The organism is Mesorhizobium sp. M0676, assembly GCF_040320535.1.
Taxonomy (GTDB): Bacteria; Pseudomonadota; Alphaproteobacteria; order Rhizobiales; family Rhizobiaceae; genus Mesorhizobium.
In genome coordinates this window covers 21,489-38,234 of the sequence record NZ_JAMYPU010000011.1, presented here as the reverse complement: position 1 = coordinate 38,234, position 16,746 = coordinate 21,489, and the positions used below count along the sequence as shown (strand labels likewise).

The 16,746-nt window shown below is 63.4% G+C and carries 13 protein-coding genes; 4 read left to right on the top strand and 9 right to left on the bottom strand.

All coding sequences use genetic code 11. The features are described 5' to 3' along the window. Nucleotides 1-109: 109 nt before the first annotated feature. From NKI35_RS14230 to NKI35_RS14190, 9 genes are all read right to left on the bottom strand, one after another. Entirely contained in the window at nt 110-865 is a 756-nt protein-coding gene (locus NKI35_RS14230) for an FkbM family methyltransferase (protein ID WP_352740495.1), read from the bottom strand. Beyond that, nucleotides 862-2,088, bottom strand: coding sequence for a hypothetical protein (locus NKI35_RS14225; RefSeq protein WP_352740493.1), 1,227 nt, complete (start codon nt 2,086-2,088; stop codon nt 862-864). The genes NKI35_RS14230 and NKI35_RS14225 overlap by 4 nt, the downstream gene beginning before the upstream one ends. A 34-nt stretch (nt 2,089-2,122) precedes the next feature. Further along, nucleotides 2,123-3,553, bottom strand: a complete 1,431-nt coding sequence (locus NKI35_RS14220) for an aspartate aminotransferase family protein (RefSeq protein WP_352740657.1) — start codon at nt 3,551-3,553, stop codon at nt 2,123-2,125. A 67-nt stretch (nt 3,554-3,620) separates the two neighbouring features. Beyond that, complete coding sequence (locus NKI35_RS14215) at nt 3,621-4,628, bottom strand: NAD-dependent epimerase/dehydratase family protein (RefSeq protein WP_352740491.1); 1,008 nt, start codon at nt 4,626-4,628, stop codon at nt 3,621-3,623. Next, nucleotides 4,625-5,068: an EamA family transporter gene (locus NKI35_RS14210; RefSeq protein WP_023699265.1), complete on the bottom strand. Its 444-nt coding sequence runs from the start codon at nt 5,066-5,068 to the stop codon at nt 4,625-4,627. Before NKI35_RS14210 ends, NKI35_RS14215 begins: the two co-directional genes overlap by 4 nt. A 124-nt stretch (nt 5,069-5,192) precedes the next feature. Beyond that, on the bottom strand, nt 5,193-6,545 hold the full coding sequence (locus NKI35_RS14205; RefSeq protein ID WP_352740489.1) for an FAD-binding oxidoreductase: 1,353 nt from the start codon (nt 6,543-6,545) through the stop codon (nt 5,193-5,195). Between the two features lie 3 nt (nt 6,546-6,548). Then, nucleotides 6,549-7,982, bottom strand: coding sequence for a UbiA family prenyltransferase (locus NKI35_RS14200; RefSeq protein WP_352740487.1), 1,434 nt, complete (start codon nt 7,980-7,982; stop codon nt 6,549-6,551). Between the two features lie 206 nt (nt 7,983-8,188). Beyond that, nucleotides 8,189-8,452, bottom strand: coding sequence for a hypothetical protein (locus tag NKI35_RS14195; RefSeq protein ID WP_023670370.1), 264 nt, complete (start codon nt 8,450-8,452; stop codon nt 8,189-8,191). A 145-nt stretch (nt 8,453-8,597) separates the two neighbouring features. Beyond that, nucleotides 8,598-11,087, bottom strand: coding sequence for a mechanosensitive ion channel family protein (locus tag NKI35_RS14190; RefSeq protein WP_352740485.1), 2,490 nt, complete (start codon nt 11,085-11,087; stop codon nt 8,598-8,600). Nucleotides 11,088-11,406: 319 nt separating this feature from the next. On the opposite strand from NKI35_RS14190, the gene NKI35_RS14185 reads away from it, so the two are divergent. Genes NKI35_RS14185 through NKI35_RS14170 form a run of 4 tightly spaced genes read left to right on the top strand, consistent with a single transcriptional unit; the run spans nt 11,407 to nt 16,592 of the window. Beyond that, on the top strand, nt 11,407-12,666 hold the full coding sequence (locus NKI35_RS14185; RefSeq protein ID WP_352519662.1) for a sarcosine oxidase subunit beta family protein: 1,260 nt from the start codon (nt 11,407-11,409) through the stop codon (nt 12,664-12,666). Between the two features lie 11 nt (nt 12,667-12,677). Continuing rightward, nucleotides 12,678-12,974: a sarcosine oxidase subunit delta gene (locus tag NKI35_RS14180; RefSeq protein WP_023670367.1), complete on the top strand. Its 297-nt coding sequence runs from the start codon at nt 12,678-12,680 to the stop codon at nt 12,972-12,974. Next, the gene (locus tag NKI35_RS14175) at nt 12,971-15,982 is read left to right on the top strand and encodes a sarcosine oxidase subunit alpha (RefSeq protein WP_352740483.1); all 3,012 of its coding nucleotides are present in this window, start codon (nt 12,971-12,973) and stop codon (nt 15,980-15,982) included. Before NKI35_RS14180 ends, NKI35_RS14175 begins: the two co-directional genes overlap by 4 nt. Then, nucleotides 15,975-16,592 carry a sarcosine oxidase subunit gamma gene (locus NKI35_RS14170; protein WP_352740481.1) on the top strand — a complete coding sequence of 206 codons (618 nt, stop codon included), beginning with the start codon at nt 15,975-15,977 and terminating at the stop codon, nt 16,590-16,592. Before NKI35_RS14175 ends, NKI35_RS14170 begins: the two co-directional genes overlap by 8 nt. Nucleotides 16,593-16,746: the final 154 nt, after the last annotated feature.

Below are 16,746 nucleotides of genomic sequence, written 5' to 3'. Positions count from 1 at the left end.
GAATGGCGCACAATATGCAGAGGACGTGGATGGAGCTACCGCCTGTTTGCGACACGTCGCGGATGCGACGCGACCCGGCGCGCCGGCGTGCCGCCAGTGGCGATCTATCTCAGGCGAAGGCCCAGATGTCCTCGGCCTGGAAGCCGACCTGGTAGCCTGATGTCTTGAGCTTGACCACTACCTCGCCGATTTCGGCCGCCGGCAGCGCGCCGACCTCGACCTTGATCATGCCCGGACGATAGCGCTTGAGATCGAGCTGTTCGAAGACGATCCAGTCGGCGCCCTCGCAATCGACCAGGAAGGCGTCGATATGCGTGATGCCGTTGCGGTCGAGCAGCGTCTGCAGCGTTTCCGACGGCACCTCGATATCCCTGAGGTGCGGCGCGAACTTGTTGAAATTGGCGTCGGCCTCGCCCCAGGCATTCTTGCCCGACATCAGATTGGTGTGGGTGACCGATGAGCAGCCGATGAACTCGACCGGCAGCGTGCCGGCCTCGAGTGCCGCGGCATCGAAAGTGTGGACGGTGATCGTGCCCTTGGTTTTGGTCACCGCGACCGGCTCGATGATGAAACGGTTCGTGTCGGGGTAGTTGGCGCGCAGCCGCTTCTGATTGTACGGGATCGGCTCGACCAGCACGGCCTTTGCGCGCGGGATGCGATGCAGCCACGGCGTGACGTCGTCGAACAGCGCGCCGTCGCAAGCGCCGACATTGACCATCTGGAACGGTTGCCCACCGCCAAACCGCGCCTTCAGCGCCGCCTTGGCCAGGAATTTCGTGCCACGCAACGCCGGCCCGCGATCGAGCAGACCGGCCGGCAGGCCGAGTGAAAGGGCGATGCGCGCCAGCCCGGAAATGGAACTCATGGCTTATCTCCAGGTATGGCGATGGGCCGCCTTCCATTCAGGCTTGCCGACGCCCACAGCGCCATGATCGGGCCGACGAGCAAAAGGTAGGGCGGCAGAAGGTTCGGGAAGTAGATGCGGGTGTCGTGGATCGGAAAGACGGTGAATTTCGCCAGCACGCCAAGCACCAGTGCTGCAAGCAGAATGCCGGCGCGACGATCGAGCCGGAAGCCGGCGCGGCCGAGCGCAAACCACCCGGCCAGCGCCAGAACCGAGACGCCGACCCAACTGTTGAGGCTGATGGCGCGAATGAAGGATGCGGCGAACGCCTTGAGATAGGCGCCAACCGAGAACGGCGGCTCGAAGCCATCCATATTGTAGTGCTGCTCGATGCTGGAGAACCACAGATGCGGCCACCAGCCGGGATGCTGCGCCCAATGCGAAATCGCGAAATAAGCGACGAAGGACGCGGCAAAGCCGGCCAGCGCGCCCCACGCCCGCTGCCGGAAGACCAGCAGCAGCACGGCGAAGATGGCCAGAAAAACAATATTGTCCGGCCGCGCCATGAAGGCCAGGAAAAGCAGGACAGCGGTCGCTGCCTCGCGGCCGCGCACATAGGCAAGCAGCCCGCCGAGGAACAGCGCCGAGCACAACAGATCCGGGGTCGAGGCGCGTGCCGCGTCGCCGAAATCGGCCATGATCAGCACCGCGCCGGCCACCGGCGCCAGCGCCAACGCGCCTTCGGTTCGCAGCCACAGCAGCGTGATCATCCCGAACAGCAGCACCGAGACCACCTGCAGCACCCGCATCGCCTCGACAGGCGACATCACCGAACTCATCGTCGAAAGAATCTCGGCGTAGAGGAACTTGATCCGGTACATGCCAAGCAGCGAGTGAAAGTCGGCGGCATTTTGCGCCATATGGCTGCGGAAACCGCCGCCATCGTCTGTCAGCGCCTTGTAGTCGGCGGCCGAAACGCCGGCCTGGACCGTCCTGTAGGCATAGTCATGTAGCGCCTGCGCATCTGGGTAAGCGCCCTCCTCGGCGATTGCGAGATAAGGCAGCATGTCCCAATTGGCATCGGGCATCGTCCAGGCGGTAAACGCCGTTAGCAGGATATAGAGCGAAAACGCGATCGCGCCGATTGGCGCGGCCCATCGCGCATAAGTCCCCTCGCCCCACGCGAGAGCGGCCGCGGTCAGCCGGTCGAGTGTGTTTTGCGGGGCGGGAGACTTGCTCAGCATTGTCGGACTCAGGACTTCGCTCAACGGACTTCTTTTAACGTACCTGGCTTTTGACGAAATCCTTCACGATTCCCACAATGCCGCGCGACAGCAGGCTATCGAAGGCATCGACGAAATGGTCGACATGCTCGCGCTGGCAGATCAGCGGCGGCTCGAGACGGATAACGTTGCGGTTGTATTCGGTGAAGGCGACGAGCACGTCACAGTCGCGCAGCAACAGCGCGCCGACGAAGCCCGACAGCGAGCCCTTCAGCTTGTCGTCGAGGACGCTGACGATCGGACGCAGCACCATCGGCAAGGTCTGCGAGAAGTCGTGGAACTCGAGCCCGATCATAAAGCCTTTGCCGCGCACGTCCTTGATGATCTTAGGGTACTTCTGCTTCAGCGCCTGCAGGCGCTGAAGCAGATAATCGCCGGTAGTGGCGGCGTTGTCGATCAGCGCCTCATCATAGAGCACGTTGATGCCCTCGATCGCGGTGACGCAGGCCTCGCCCATGCCGCCAAAGGTGGCCATGGCATGGATCATCGCCGTCTTCGGCGTGCCATAGGCCTTCATATAGACCTCGCGCCGGGCTATCATCGCGCCGACCGCCGCCTTGCCGGCGCCGAGCGATTTCGCCAGCGCCGTCACATCGGGCACGACGCCATAATGCTCGAAGGCATAGAAGCGTCCCGAACGGCCATAGCCGCACTGCACTTCGTCCGCCACCCACAGCACGCCATACTGGTCGCAGAGCACGCGCAATTTCTGCCAGTATTTGGCCTCTGCCTGGATGATGCCGCCGCCGCCCTGGATTGTCTCAAGCACTATGACGCCGACCTCCGGGTCGGAGCGGAACAGCCGCTCGACCGCTTCGATATCGGCGAACGGAATGCGAACGGTGTTCTCAGCCATCTTGAAGTCCGCGCGGTAGAGCTGGCCATCGGTAATGCCGAGCACGCCCTTGGTCTTGCCGTGGAAGGAATTCTCGGCATAGACGATTTTTGGCCTCTTCGGCCCGGCGGCGCGCTCGGCGAGCTTCACCGCCGCTTCCATCGCTTCCGAACCCGACGAGCCCAGAAACACCATGTCGAGATCGCCGGGCGAGCATTTGGCGATGTTGTGCGCAAGGGCCGATGCATATTGCGACATGAAGGCGATGGCGATTTCCTGGCGCTTCTCCTCCTGGAATTTGCGCCGGGCCGCCAGGATGCGCGGATGGTTGTGGCCGAAGGCCAGCGAACCGAAGCCGCCGAAGAAGTCGAGAATCTTGCGGCCGTTCTGGTCGATGTAGAACATGCCTTCGGCACGCTCGATCTTGATCTTGTGGAAGCCGAGCAGTTTCATGAAATGCAGCTGGCCCGGATTGAGATGCGCCTTGAACAGGTCGGTCATGCGCGCGACATCCATCGCCTTCGCCTGCTCGACGCTGATCAGGTCGGGCTTGGCGATGGCGGTAGGCGACAACGCCGGCGCGCCGACCATGGTGCGCGCGTTCGTCTGCTCAGGCTTGGCCATGACGGTCATTTCGGAGTTCTCCTGGTCGTCCCACTTATTCGGCGGGGGCATGATTGGCGGTGACGGCAAGCCCGTCTTTCTTGGCGCGGTATTCGCTGTAGGCGGCGATCAGCATGTCTTCGTCGCGATATTGCGGCACCCAGCCGAGCTGGCGCTCGGCCTTGGATACGTCGAGCACGCACTCCTCATCGGCGATCAGATATTGTTCGGGATCCATGATCGGCATGTTCATGAGATCGAGCAGGTCGAGGGTGCGCTTGACCGCCCAGCCCGGCGTCGGGATCAGCAGCGATTTCGAGCCGGCATGCTTGATCAGGTCGCCCAGCAATTTCTTCACCGGCGGCGGATTGAGGGAGCCCAGATTATAGGCCTGGTTGGGCACGCCTGCCTTCCAGGCCGCGCGGGCAGCTTCCGCGCAATCGAACACCGAGATGAACTGATAGGGGTTCTTGCCCGAGCCGATCATCGGCACAGGAAAATTCCAGTCGATCAGTTTGAACAGCTTTTCCAGGATCCCGAGCCGGCCGGGACCGATGATCAGGCGCGGTCGAAACAGCGAGATCGACATGCCGCGCTTGCGCCATTGAGCGGCGAGCTCCTCGGTCTTCTGCTTCGACCAGCCATATTCGCCGAGCGGCGCGACCGGGTGCTCCTCGGTCATCGGCTGGGTGACCGTGTGGCCGTAGATCATGTCGGTGGTGTAGTGGACGAGCTTGGACGCGCCGGCCTTGCCCATCGCCTGCATGATGTGTTCGGTGCCGTGGAAATTCACCGGAAAGAAGAAGTCGTGACGCTTGGCCCGCACCTGGATCGGCGACAGCATTTTGGCCGACAGGTTGTAGACCATGTCGTCGGCCTTCAATCCGATGTTGGCCACCGAGGCCGTATCCGTGACATCGCAGGTGACGAAGCGAACGTTGCGATAGTGCGTCAGGTCGCTCTTGACGATGTCGGCAACGACAACCTCTTCACCATGGGCCACAAGCTTCGGGGCAAGATGACGGCCGACGAAGCCGTCGCCGCCGAAAATAACATGTCTCATCGAACGATCTCGCTGGTCTTGTCGGGGATGATGGAAGCGGTTTGGTCGTCATGCCCGCGCCCGCCCAAGTCTCGACCGCTTTGCGCGATCAGCACGGTGCCGACGCAGATGAAGGCGATGCCGGCAATGCGCCAGGCATTGAGGTCCTCGCGGAAGATGAAATAGGCGAAGATCGCAACCGCGACATAGGCAAGGCTGAGGAACGGATACGCAAAGCTGAGCTCGACCTTGGACAGCACATAGAGATGCGAAGCCATCGAGATGACGAAGGTGCACAGGCCGAGAAACACCCATGGGCTGAAAACGACCTGCAACAGCTTCAACAGCGGATTGGTGCCTTCGAACGAAATGGGACCGAGCGACATCATGCCTTGCTTCAGCATCAGCTGCGCGGCGGCATTGGTCATGACCGTGAACAGAATGAAGACGATGTATTTCATATTTTGCACCCGCCACTCGCAACGGTCCTATTACTAACCTGCAAACATTTCGTGAAGTCACGACAATGCTTTGAGTAAACCACGGAACTTACGATCTATTAACCATGACTTATTCGGATTGTACCTATTCAGCTGCCTTGACACGCCCTGGCCGGTCGTTGAGCTTTTTCGCCGTCCGCAGCCAGAAACTGGACACGAACGCCGGGTCGCGCAGCGCTTCAAGCCGCTGCCAATTCGGGAAGGAGGCCGCGAAAGTATCAGCGCCCATGCGCGCATCCTTGTACGGGTTGACCGCGCCGCCGGCCGCGACCGTGATGCGGTCGAGTTCGCTGAGCAGGGCCAGCGTCCTGTCGCCGCGATTGGGGAAATCCAGCGTCAACGTGAAGCCTGGCCGCGGAAAGGACAGCAGCCCCGGCGAGCGGATCGAGCCGAAGCGCTTCAACACGGTGAGGAAAGAGCCCTGCCCGGCCCGTCGCGCCGCCTCGAGCAGCGCCGGCACGGTCTGACGCGCGACATTTTCCGGCACCACGCTCTGGTGCTGGTAGAGACCTTTCGGGCCATACAGCCGATTCCAGTCGCCGACACCATCAAGCGGAAAGAAAAAGCCCTGGTAGCCGGTTTGGCTCGGCCCCGGCGAGCGCCCCTTCTTCCACCGATAGGCGGCGTTGAAGGCGGTGAGGAACGGCCGGTTGAGCACATTGAACGGCGGCTGGAACGGCACTGAAAAACGGGAGCCGGCGCGAGACGCCGCATGCGAACCATACTCGGCATGATTGCCTGTCAACAACAGGCCGCGCCCGCGGCCATGGCCGCCGGCAAGCTGGTCGATCCAGGCGACGGCATATTCATTGGCCTGGTCGGCGGCCTCGGCCAGTTCGAAGAATTCGCCGAGATCGGCAAACCGCGTTACCTTCTCGGCGATATCGAGCGAATGCACCCGCATCAGCCGGATCGAGGCCGACAGGATCAGGCCGGTCAGCCCCATGCCGCCGATCGTCGCCGCAAACAGCCTTGCATTGTCGGTTGCCGAGCAGGTGTAGGTCCGCCCATCCGAGCGCAGCAGCGTGAACGACTCGACATGGCAGCCAAAGGTGCCGCGCCGGTGATGGTTCTTGCCATGGACGTCATTGGCGATCGCGCCGCCAAGGGTGACGAACTGGGTGCCTGGGACCACAGTCGGAAAGAAGCCGTAAGGTGCGGTGTGCGCAATGATATCGGAGAGGAACACGCCGGCCTCCGCCTCGAGCAGGCCGGTCTCGGCATCGAAGGCGCCGATGCGGTTCAGCGGCCGCATGTCCACGACCGCACCTGGCTCGTTCTGGCAGGAATCGCCGTAGGAGCGGCCATTGCCATAGGCGAGCAGAGCGTTCTTTGTCGCCTTGCCGCTTCGCATCAGCGCGATGGCATCGTCGGCCGCGATGGCTCGCTTTGCGGCCGGCGTGGCGAGGCCAAAACTCCGGTACCGTTCGCCGGCCATGCCCTACCAGCCTCCCGCGACCAGAAGGGCGGCGCCGATCACCACGACGATCTGGCTTCGCCAGTCGCGAATGATGAAGATGACCGGATCGTCATTCATCTCGTTGCGGCGCGCCAGGATCCAGACCCGCATGGTCAAATACAGCACGATCGGCGCCAGCGGCCAGACCAGCCAGGGATGCGGATAGAGTTCGCGCACGGAGACGCTGTCCATGTAGAGCGCCAGCACCAGCGCCGAGGAGAAGGCCGACGCCATGCCCGCCTGGGCGACGATCTCCTGATCTTCGATGCGGTAGCCGCGACCGGCAATGCGCTCGCCCACCGGAATGGCTGTGGTGCGCAGTTCGACATAGCGCTTCACCAGCGCCAGCGACAGGAAGAAGAAAATCGAGAAGGCAAGCAGCCAGAACGAGACTTCGACCCCGGTCGCCGCAGCACCTGCCAGCACACGCACTGTGTAGAGCCCGGCCAGCGTCAGTACGTCGGCCAGGAGCATGCGCTTGAACGACAGCGAATAGGCTGTGGTCACCACCAGATAGCCGGCGAGCACGCCCAGGAACTCGGTCGGCAACAGAAGCCCGGCGGCGATGCCGATCGTCAGCAGAGCGGCCATCGCGCCGAGACCGAACGGGATCGACAAAGCGCCGCTGGCGAAAGGCCGGTTGCGTTTGGTCGGATGCTTGCGGTCGAGCGCAAGGTCGAAGAAATCGTTGAGGATGTAGATGGCGGAAGCCACGGCGCTGAAGGCGACGAACGCCAGCAGGCATTGCCAGATCATGTTGATGTTGAAGTATTCATGCGACAGCACCATCGGCACCGCTATCAGCGAATTCTTCAGCCACTGATGCACCCGCAGCATCTTGACGAATGTCTTCAATGTCCTTTTCGGCGCCGGCATCCTTTCGGCGCTATGCGCGGCCTGCCAGCGCCTCGCATGGCGGTCGGGCGCCACGACGATGGCGTTGCGTGCGGCTCCGAAAACCTTGAGGTCGTGCCGGCTGTTGCCGGCATAGTCGAAACCGCCGTCGCCATAGGCGGCGATGAGCGCGTCGCGCTTGCGGCCCGAGGTCATGTTGTGGGGACCGTCGGTCGCCAGCACATAGTCGAAGACGCCCAGATGCGCGGCGATTGTCTCGGCGAACTTGCGTGGCGTACCGGTCGCCAGCACGATCTTGCGTCCGTCGCTATGGTCGGCGCGCAGCCGCTGCAGCAGCGCTTCGCGATAGGGCAGCGAGGCCGGATCGATGTCGATGCGGTCGGCAATCGCTTGTTTCAGCCGCGCCGGGCCGGCGGCCAGCCAGAACGGAACCAGGAAAACATAGAGCGGATTCTTCTTGAGCAGGATGAACAAGCCTTCCCAAAGAAGATCGGTCGCAATCAGCGTGCCGTCGAGGTCGACCGCAAGCGGGATTGCGTTCTTGTCCGACCGCGCATCCATATCTTTCCTGCCCAGCTCAAAAACCCGTCGCGCCACGTTTCGGCGTCTTGGTATCCGGCATAGCGAGCAACGGCGCAACGAACGTTAAAACGTCTGGTTGCAACGGATATGCGCCGGGGTATTTCCCTCGTCATCGTTAAGCAACCGTTGCCGTAGACGAGAAAAGGCCGGGCATTGCCCGGCCTCTACTACATTTGCCTGCCGACTTACTTGATGCGGGCAACGCCACCCGAGATTTCGACCGTTTCCGAGCCGGTCAGGGCCTCGAGGTCACCATTGGGCAAGGTGACAAAACAGCCGTTCGGGCAGAATTCCACGGTTTCGCCAGCGGCCAGCGCCAACTCCGTCTTGCCGCCGCCTTCCGTCACGATCAGCGTACGGGTCTCAGCATCCTTGTTGACCGCGCTGGCGGCAAAGGCCGAGCCACTCGCTGCGGTAAGAGCGATGGCGACGACGAGCGACTTCCACATTTTGCAATATCGGTGTTTCCACACCGCCTCTGTTGCATTTCGCAAGGCATTCTCGCCTTTGCATGTGAGCTTATATGAGATGCAAGCTGAACCGCAACTGAATGCCGCATTCATGCCGCAATTGGTTTGGGAGGAGCTTGGGGCCTTAGCTGGGATCGGGTTTGCGGGCCTTGCGACCAGTTTTGGCCAGCCGCTTCGCCTCGGCGGCGGCTCTGGCCTCCGCCTGCTCCTTCTCGGCGAACTCGACCTCGATCTTGTCGTCGTCGATCGGCCATGCGTCGGTCTTCTTGACCTTGACCTCGGCGCGCGGCGTCGAGGGGATTTCTATGTGCTCGGCGTCAAAAGCATCGAGAACGGCAAAGCGGATATCGTTCTGAACGATGGCGCCGTTCAGCACATCGGCCAGGAACACGCGGATCTCGAACTCGAGTGCTGCCGGCCCGAAATTGGTGAACAGCACGAAGGGTTCCGGGTTCTTCAGCACCAGCGCATGGCCGCGCGCAATCTCAAGCAGGACCGCGTGTACCCGCTTGACGTCGCTGCCATAGGCGACCCCGACCTTGATCTCCACGCGTCCGAGCTTGTTGCGGTGCGTCCAGTTGCCGACGGCGTTGTTGATGAGGTTCGAATTGGGCAGGATCACCGATTGTCGCTGGAAGGTCTCGATTTCGGTGGCGCGCACGCTGATCTTCTTGACCGTGCCTGATGTGTCGCCGGCGACGATCCAGTCGCCGACCTTGAACGGCCGCTCGGCGAGCAGGATCAGGCCGGACACGAAGTTGGACACGACATTCTGCAGGCCAAAGCCGATACCCAGCGAAAGTGCGCCGGCAACAAGCGCCAGGTTGGAGAGATCGATGCCCGCCGCCGAGATGCCGACGAGCCCAGCGAGCGCGACGCCGGCATAGCCGACCGCCAGCCGGATCGAGTTGCGCACGCCGGTATCGACCTTGCCGCGCGCCATTACCGAGCCGTCGAGCCAGCCCTGGAACCAGCGGGTCAGGAAATAGCCGATGATGAAGACGACGATGCCGGTGAGGATGCCGGTGACCGAAATCGTCACCGAACCGACGGTGACGCCTGTCGCCAATTTATAGCCCCAGGCCTGGATATCGCCGGGCTGGAAGCCCCACATCAACAGGATCAGCGGCAGGAACACCAGCACGATCATCAGGTTGATGGCGACGCTGACGACGAGGCCGAGTTGGTCGAGCGCGGTGTCCTCATAGCTGGAATTGGTCTTCAGCCAGCGCCCGATGGACGTGCCGGCGAAACCACCCTCCTCGCCGATCTCGCGCGCCGACAGGAAGCCGATATAGGCGGTGAGCAGGATGGTGCCGGTGACCACGACCTGCAACGAGACGAAGATGGCAAGACCGATATAGCCGAACAGCGCCGCCGCAATCGTGAACAGGCCGAGCGCGACACAGGTGTAGCGCAGCCAGGCCGGCCAGCGGCGCCAGCGCCCAGCGACGTCCTTGTAAGGCTTCAGCAGCGCCATCAGGATCAGGATGACCCCGACGATCACGGTGGCGACAAAACTCCTGGCCACCGTCAGCGACAGAGGCGAGCCCATCTTGTCGTTGACGATCGACAGGAAATTGTTGATGCCGATGACGACTGCCATGGCCGTCGTCAGCCGCACCAGCCAACGCGCCGGGCCGGTCTCGACCTGGATCAGGCGCCAGTTCGGCATGCTGGGCGACAGCGCCGCATTGGTCAGGCGGTTGACACAGAACACTATGGCGATGACGGCTGCCAGAGCGTTGAGGAAAACGCCTATGTCGCCGCGAAGCACATTGTAGTAATTGTACAGGAACACCGTCGAGGCGAGGAAGGCGCTGACCGCCAGCGTCGGCAGCAAGGTCGACCAGAACGCCACCGACAGGCGACTGAGATACGTCGGATCTTCAACCGACGCGTCGGCCTCGAAGATGCGCCCAAACAGGCGGCGCCCACCGACCAGAAGCACCACGGCCAACGCGAGCGCCATGAGGGTCGCCGCGAGCATCGCCTGGAACTTGAACTTGAAGGCAAAGCTCAGCCAGGACGACACCGCCCTGTAAAAATTGGCGTATTCGTCCCTGGCGTCGGAAAACACTTGCGGGCTCAGTGCATCGGACAGCACATAGCGCTTGGTCAGCCCGCTGCGAAACAGCTCGCTGCGCATATTGCCGATCTTCTCGATCAGCGCATTGATGCGGATCGACAGGTTCTGCGCGCCGGCGATGACGGCGTTGATCTCCGCCTTTTCCGACGCCAGCGCCTGGCGCTCGCCGGTAACGATATCCGGTTCAGGCGGCTGTCCGGCAGCCGGGGGCGCACCAAGCTGCTCAAGCCTCGAATTGATCTCCCCCAGCCGGGACCGGAACGCCAGCGCGCTGTTCAGCGCAGCGCGCGACAGCTCTTCCAGCTGCAGGCGGATCTCGACAAGGGTGGTGTCGTCGACGCCGTCCTCCTGGACTTTCTTCTCCAGAGCGTCGGTCTTCGTCGTCAAACCCTGCAGGATTTTCTGCTGGTCGGCGACCAGCCCGGCAGGCGCCTGGCCCAGCCCCTGCGCCATGGCGCCGAACGAATGCGGCGCCAAGGCAACGAGCGCTAGGACCAGGATCAGGCGAAAGAAGCGAAAAAACATAATGGTGGCGACTCAAAGGGCGGCAAAGGCCGCCTCTAAAGCGGTCCTTGATAGAGACGCTCATCCCGTGGGGCAAGTCGTGGCGAAGTCATGACAGTTGGGCGCCTTGCGGGAGTCGGCCAGTCGAAAAGCCATGGCGCAATCTTGGCTTTGCGCACGCCGCCTGCTCTATAGTCTGCCGCATCGCACCCGAGCCGGATGGCTTCAGGTCTGTTGGACCTGAAATCATCCGGCTCTAAAAATCAAAGATATAGAGCATGATGTCGTCCGAAAACCGCTTCACACTTTTCGGCATCATGCTCTAGGGATGACATGAAGAATGGCGGAATATTCAGCCCTTTCGCTTCTCACTAACGCGCTCAAGGGAAACAAGGACTGGAAGCCGGCCTGGCGCAAGCCCGACCCCAAGGCTTCCTATGACGTCATCATCATCGGTGGCGGCGGCCACGGCCTGTCGACGGCGTACTATCTGGCCAAGGAGCACGGCATCACCAATGTCGCGGTGCTGGAAAAGGGCTGGCTGGGTTCCGGCAATGTCGGCCGTAACACCACGGCGGTGCGCTCCAACTACCTTTTGCCGTCCAACACCCGCTTCTACGAACATTCGATGAAGATGTGGGAGAACCTTTCGCACGACCTCAACTACAACGTCATGTTCTCGCAGCGCGGCTGCCTGAATCTGGCTCACACGCCGGGCCAGTTCGACGACTTGGCAAGGCGCGGCAACGCCATGCGCCATCTCGGCGTCGATGCCGAGCTGATGAGCACCGCCGAGATCGCGCGCCTGGTCCCGGCGCTGGACATGTCGGCCTCCGCGCGCTTTCCCATCGTCGGCGGCCTGATGCAGCCGCGCGCCGGCACCGCCCGTCACGATGCGGTTGCCTGGGGCTATGCCCGCGGCGCCGACCGCCGCGGCGTCGACATCGTCGAGAATTGCGAGGTCACGGGCTTCCTGCGCGACGGCGACCGCATCACCGGCGTGCAGACGACGCGCGGCGAGATCCGCGCCAAGAAGGTCGCCGTGGCCGTTGCCGGCAGCACCGGACGGGTGATGCAGCTTGCCGGCATCGACAGGATGCCGATCGAGAGCCATGTACTGCAGGCCTTCGTCACCGAATCGCTGAAACCCTTCATCGACACGGTGCTTACCTTCGGCATGGGTCATTTCTACATGTCGCAGTCCGACAAGGGCGGCCTTGTCTATGGCGGCGATATCGACGGCTACAACAGCTACGCTCAGCGCGGCAACCTGCCCATCGTCGATGAGGTGATGAGCGAGATGCTGGCGCTGTTTCCCGGCCTTGCGCGTGTACGCATGCTGCGCTCCTGGGGCGGCGTCTGCGACATGTCGATGGACGGTTCGCCGATCATCACCACCGGCCCGCTGCCCGGCATGTATCTCAACTGCGGCTGGTGCTATGGGGGCTTCAAGGCCACGCCGGCCTCGGGCTGGTGCTTCGCATACACCATCGCCAAGGACGAACCGCACGCGTTCAACGCGCCGTTCACGCTCGACCGTTTTTATCGCGGCCTGGTGATCGACGACAAGGGCCAGGGCGCAACGCCCCGGCTGCATTAGGGTTCAAACAAATGCTTATCACTTGTCCCTATTGCGGCCCGCGCGACGTCATCGAGTTCACCTATCAGGGCGACGGCAACCGCGAGCGCCCGCAGCCCAACTCGCAGGACCTCGACGCCTGGAACGCCTATGTCTACGATCGGCTGAACCCGGCCGGCGACCACAATGAGATCTGGCAGCATTCGGGCGGCTGCCGCACCCATCTGAGGATGGTGCGCAACACGGTCACGCATGAGATTTCCAGCACCGGTTTCGCCCGCGGCGACCACAATGCCGCCGCCCGGCACAAGGCCGGAGGCAAGTCGTGAGCCCGCGCCGCACCGAGACCGGCGGCCGCGTCGACCGCATGCGCACCATCCGCTTCACCTTCGACGGCACGCCTTACACCGGCCATGGCGGCGACACGCTGGCCTCGGCGCTGCTTGCCAACGGCGTCACGCTTTTCGGCCGCTCGTTCAAATACCACCGCCCGCGCGGCCTGCTCTCGGCCGGCGTCGAGGAACCGAACGCGCTGGTGACGGTGCTGCGCGGCGAAGTGCGCGAGCCCAACATCGCCGCAACCATGGTCGAGATCTATGACGGGCTGGTGGCCGTCAGCCAGAACCGCTTTCCCTCGCTCGCCTGGGACATCAACGCCGTCAACCAGCTCGGCGGCAAGATCCTGGCCGCCGGCTTCTACTACAAGACCTTCATGGGTCCGGTCTTCGGCCCGCTGAAGGGCACCAGATTCTGGATGTTCTGCGAGCATTTCATCCGCCGCGCCGCCGGCCTGGGCCGCGCCGGTATTGCGGCCGACACCTCGCGCTACGAGCGCATGAACGCGTTTTGCGACGTGCTGGTGGTCGGCTCCGGCCCGGCCGGCCTGTCGGCCGCCAAGGCCGCTGCCGACCAGGGCGCGCGGGTCATCCTGGCCGAACTCGAGCCGCGTTTCGGCGGCTCGGCCAACTGGTCCGGCGAGGCCATCGACGGCGCGCCGGCCGCCGACTGGGCGGCGCGCACCGTCAGCCAACTCGAAGGCCATGACACGGTCCGCCTGCTGCCGCGCACCACGGTGTGGGGCTATTACGACGGCAACACGCTGGCGGCACTCGAGCGCGTCACCGACCACAAGGAAACGCCTGGCAAGGGCGAGCCGCGCCATCGCTACTGGGCGATCCGCGCCAAAACGGTGGTGCTGGCCACCGGCTCTTTCGAGCGGCCGCTTGTGTTCCCCGGCAATGACCGGCCAGGCGTCATGCTGGCGCATGCCGCCGAGCGCTATGCCAACGATTATGGCGTGCTGCCCGGCGACAGGATCGCGCTGTTCACCAACAATGACAGCGCCTATCGCTCGGCGCTGGCGCTGAAGAAGGCCGGCGCGGGTATTGTCGCCATCATCGATGTGCGCCCCGAGCTTTCGGCCGAAATGCGCAGCCTCGCCACCGAGGCCGAAGCCGAAATCCTCTCCGGCCATGCCGTGGTCGCCACCGAGGGCGGCAAGGCGCTCTCCGGCCTGAAGGTGCAGCGCTTCGACATGAACTCGGGCGCGCTCAGCGGTGACGCCCGCAGCATCCACGCCGATAGCCTGCTGATGTCGGGCGGCTGGTCGCCGACCATCCACCTCGCCAGCCAGGCCGGCGCCAGAGCCGAGTGGAACCCTGCCCGCCAGGCCTTCCTGCCGCCGAAACCGACGCAACATCGCTGGCCAAATCAGCAATGGATTGGTGCGGGCGCCTTCAACGGCGGCTTTTCCACCGTCGAAGCCATTGCCGAGGGCCGCGCAGCCGGCCTGTCCGCCGCGGGCGGAGCGGCTGCGCCGGCAGCTTTGCCGGATGTCGAAGCAGCCCCGGGAAACCCCGATCCGGCGCCGGTGTTCGAGATCAAAGCCAAGGGAAAAAGCTTCGTCGACTTCCAGCATGACGTGACTGCCGAAGACGTGCGGCTGGCGCATCGCGAAGGTTTTGTCTCCGTCGAGCATCTGAAGCGCTACACCACGCTCGGCATGGCGACCGACCAGGGCAAGAACTCCAACGTTCCGGGCCTCGCCATCATGGCCGAGGCGTTGGGCAAACCGATCCCCGAAGTCGGCACGACCCGCTTCCGCCCTCCCTACTCCGCGGTGTCGATTGGCTCGCTCGCTGCCGAGCGTTTCGGCGATCTGAAACCCGAGCGGCTGACGCCGATGCATGACTGGCACCTCGCCAATGGTGCGACCATGTATTCCGCCGGGCTCTGGTATCGACCAATGATCTACGGCCTTGCCGGCGAGACGGTCGAGCAGGCTTATGTCCGTGAAGCCAGGGCGACGCGCGAAAGTGCCGGCATTGTCGACGTCTCGACGCTGGGCAAGATTGCCGTGCAGGGACCGGATGCCGGTGAATTCCTCGACCGCGTCTACACCAACATGTTTTCTACCCTCCCCGTCGGCAAGGCCCGCTACGGCCTGATGCTGCGCGAGGACGGGCTGGCCTTCGACGACGGCACCACCTGGCGGCTTGGCGAACAGGATTTCCTGATGACGACCACCACGGCCAACGCCGGCAAGGTGATGCAGCATCTGGAATATTTCCTCGACGTCATCTGGCCGGAACTCAAAGTGCATGTCACCTCGGTATCCGACGAATGGGCGGGCGCGGCCATCGGCGGGCCGAAGGCGCGGGCCATCCTCGCCGCCTGTGTCACCGGCACCGCCGTCGACAACACGGCCCTGCCCTTCATGGGCATCGTGCGCGGCGAGATATCAGGCGTGCCGGTGATGATTTGCCGGCTGTCCTTCTCCGGAGAAATGGCCTTCGAGGTCTATTGCGGCGCCGGCTACGGCACCCATGTCTGGCAAGCCCTTGTCGAAGCCGGCAAGCCGTTCGGCCTGGTCACCTACGGGCTGGAGGCGTTGGGCACGATGCGCATCGAAAAGGGCCATGTCACCGGCGCGGAGATCGACGGGCGCACTACGGCGCGCGACCTGCATCTCGACTGGATGCTGTCGAAGAAGAAGCCGTTCATCGGCTCGGCGATGATGGACCGCGAAGGCCTGATCGCGCCCGAGCGGCTGCAGCTGGTCGGCCTGGTCTCGCTCGACAATCGGCCGTTCAATGGCGGAGCCCACCTCGTCGAGGAACTGGACGAAGCCAATCCGCACGATTCCATCGGCCACATCACCGCCTGCTGCTATTCGCCGGCGCTGGGCAAGCACATCGCGCTGGCCCTGGTCGAAGGCGGCAAGGCGCGCCATGGTACCCGGGCATTCGTCTCCGATCCGCTGCGCAAGCGGTTCGGGCCCGTCGAGATCGTCTCCAACCATTTCTACGACCCGGACGGGAGCCGCATGCATGGCTGAGCGCCAATCACCCGAACGCCAATCACCCGAGCGCCTCTCGCCGCTCGAGCCGGTGTTCCATCCGGGTTCGCACGGCAATTTCGAGCATGGCGTCGATGTCATCCTGACCGAGACCAGGCCGGGCTCGATCCTGCAGCTGGCCGCATGGCCGGGCGCGGAAAAGCAGCTGATCGAAGCGATCCGGAAGGTCACCGGCCTCGATTTGCCCGATGGCGCGGGCGGCGGTCTCGCCAAGGACGGCAAGGCCGTGTTCGGTTTCGCGCCTGGAAAATTCACCGTCGTCGACGATGCCGAGGGCCTGGCGGCGAGTTTTGCCGGGGACGTAACCCCGGTAATCGGCACGATCACCGACCTGTCGCATGGCCGCACCGCTATCCGCATCGCCGGTCCTAAGGCCGAATGGGTGCTGGCGAAATTCTTCGCCATCGACTTTGCGCTGCCCGCCTTCCCGATCGGCGCCGGCCGTTCGACCACCCATCACGACGTCTTTGCGCAGATCCAGCGCACCGGCGCCGACCAGTTCGACATCTATGTCTTCCGCTCCTTCGCCCGCTCGTTCTGGAAGGCGCTCTGCCATGCCAGCGAGGAAGTCGGCTACGAGGTGCAGTAGCCGTCCCGCCTTCCGCCACTGGCATCAAGGCCAGCCGGCTCTGCCGCTAGAGAATCCCGCGCTAGACGCTCATGATGGATAAACGTGGCCGCCCAACGGTCCAAAGGGGGTCTGAAAACCCCTTCTTTAGAGTCGGCATCCTCGTTTGGTTCGA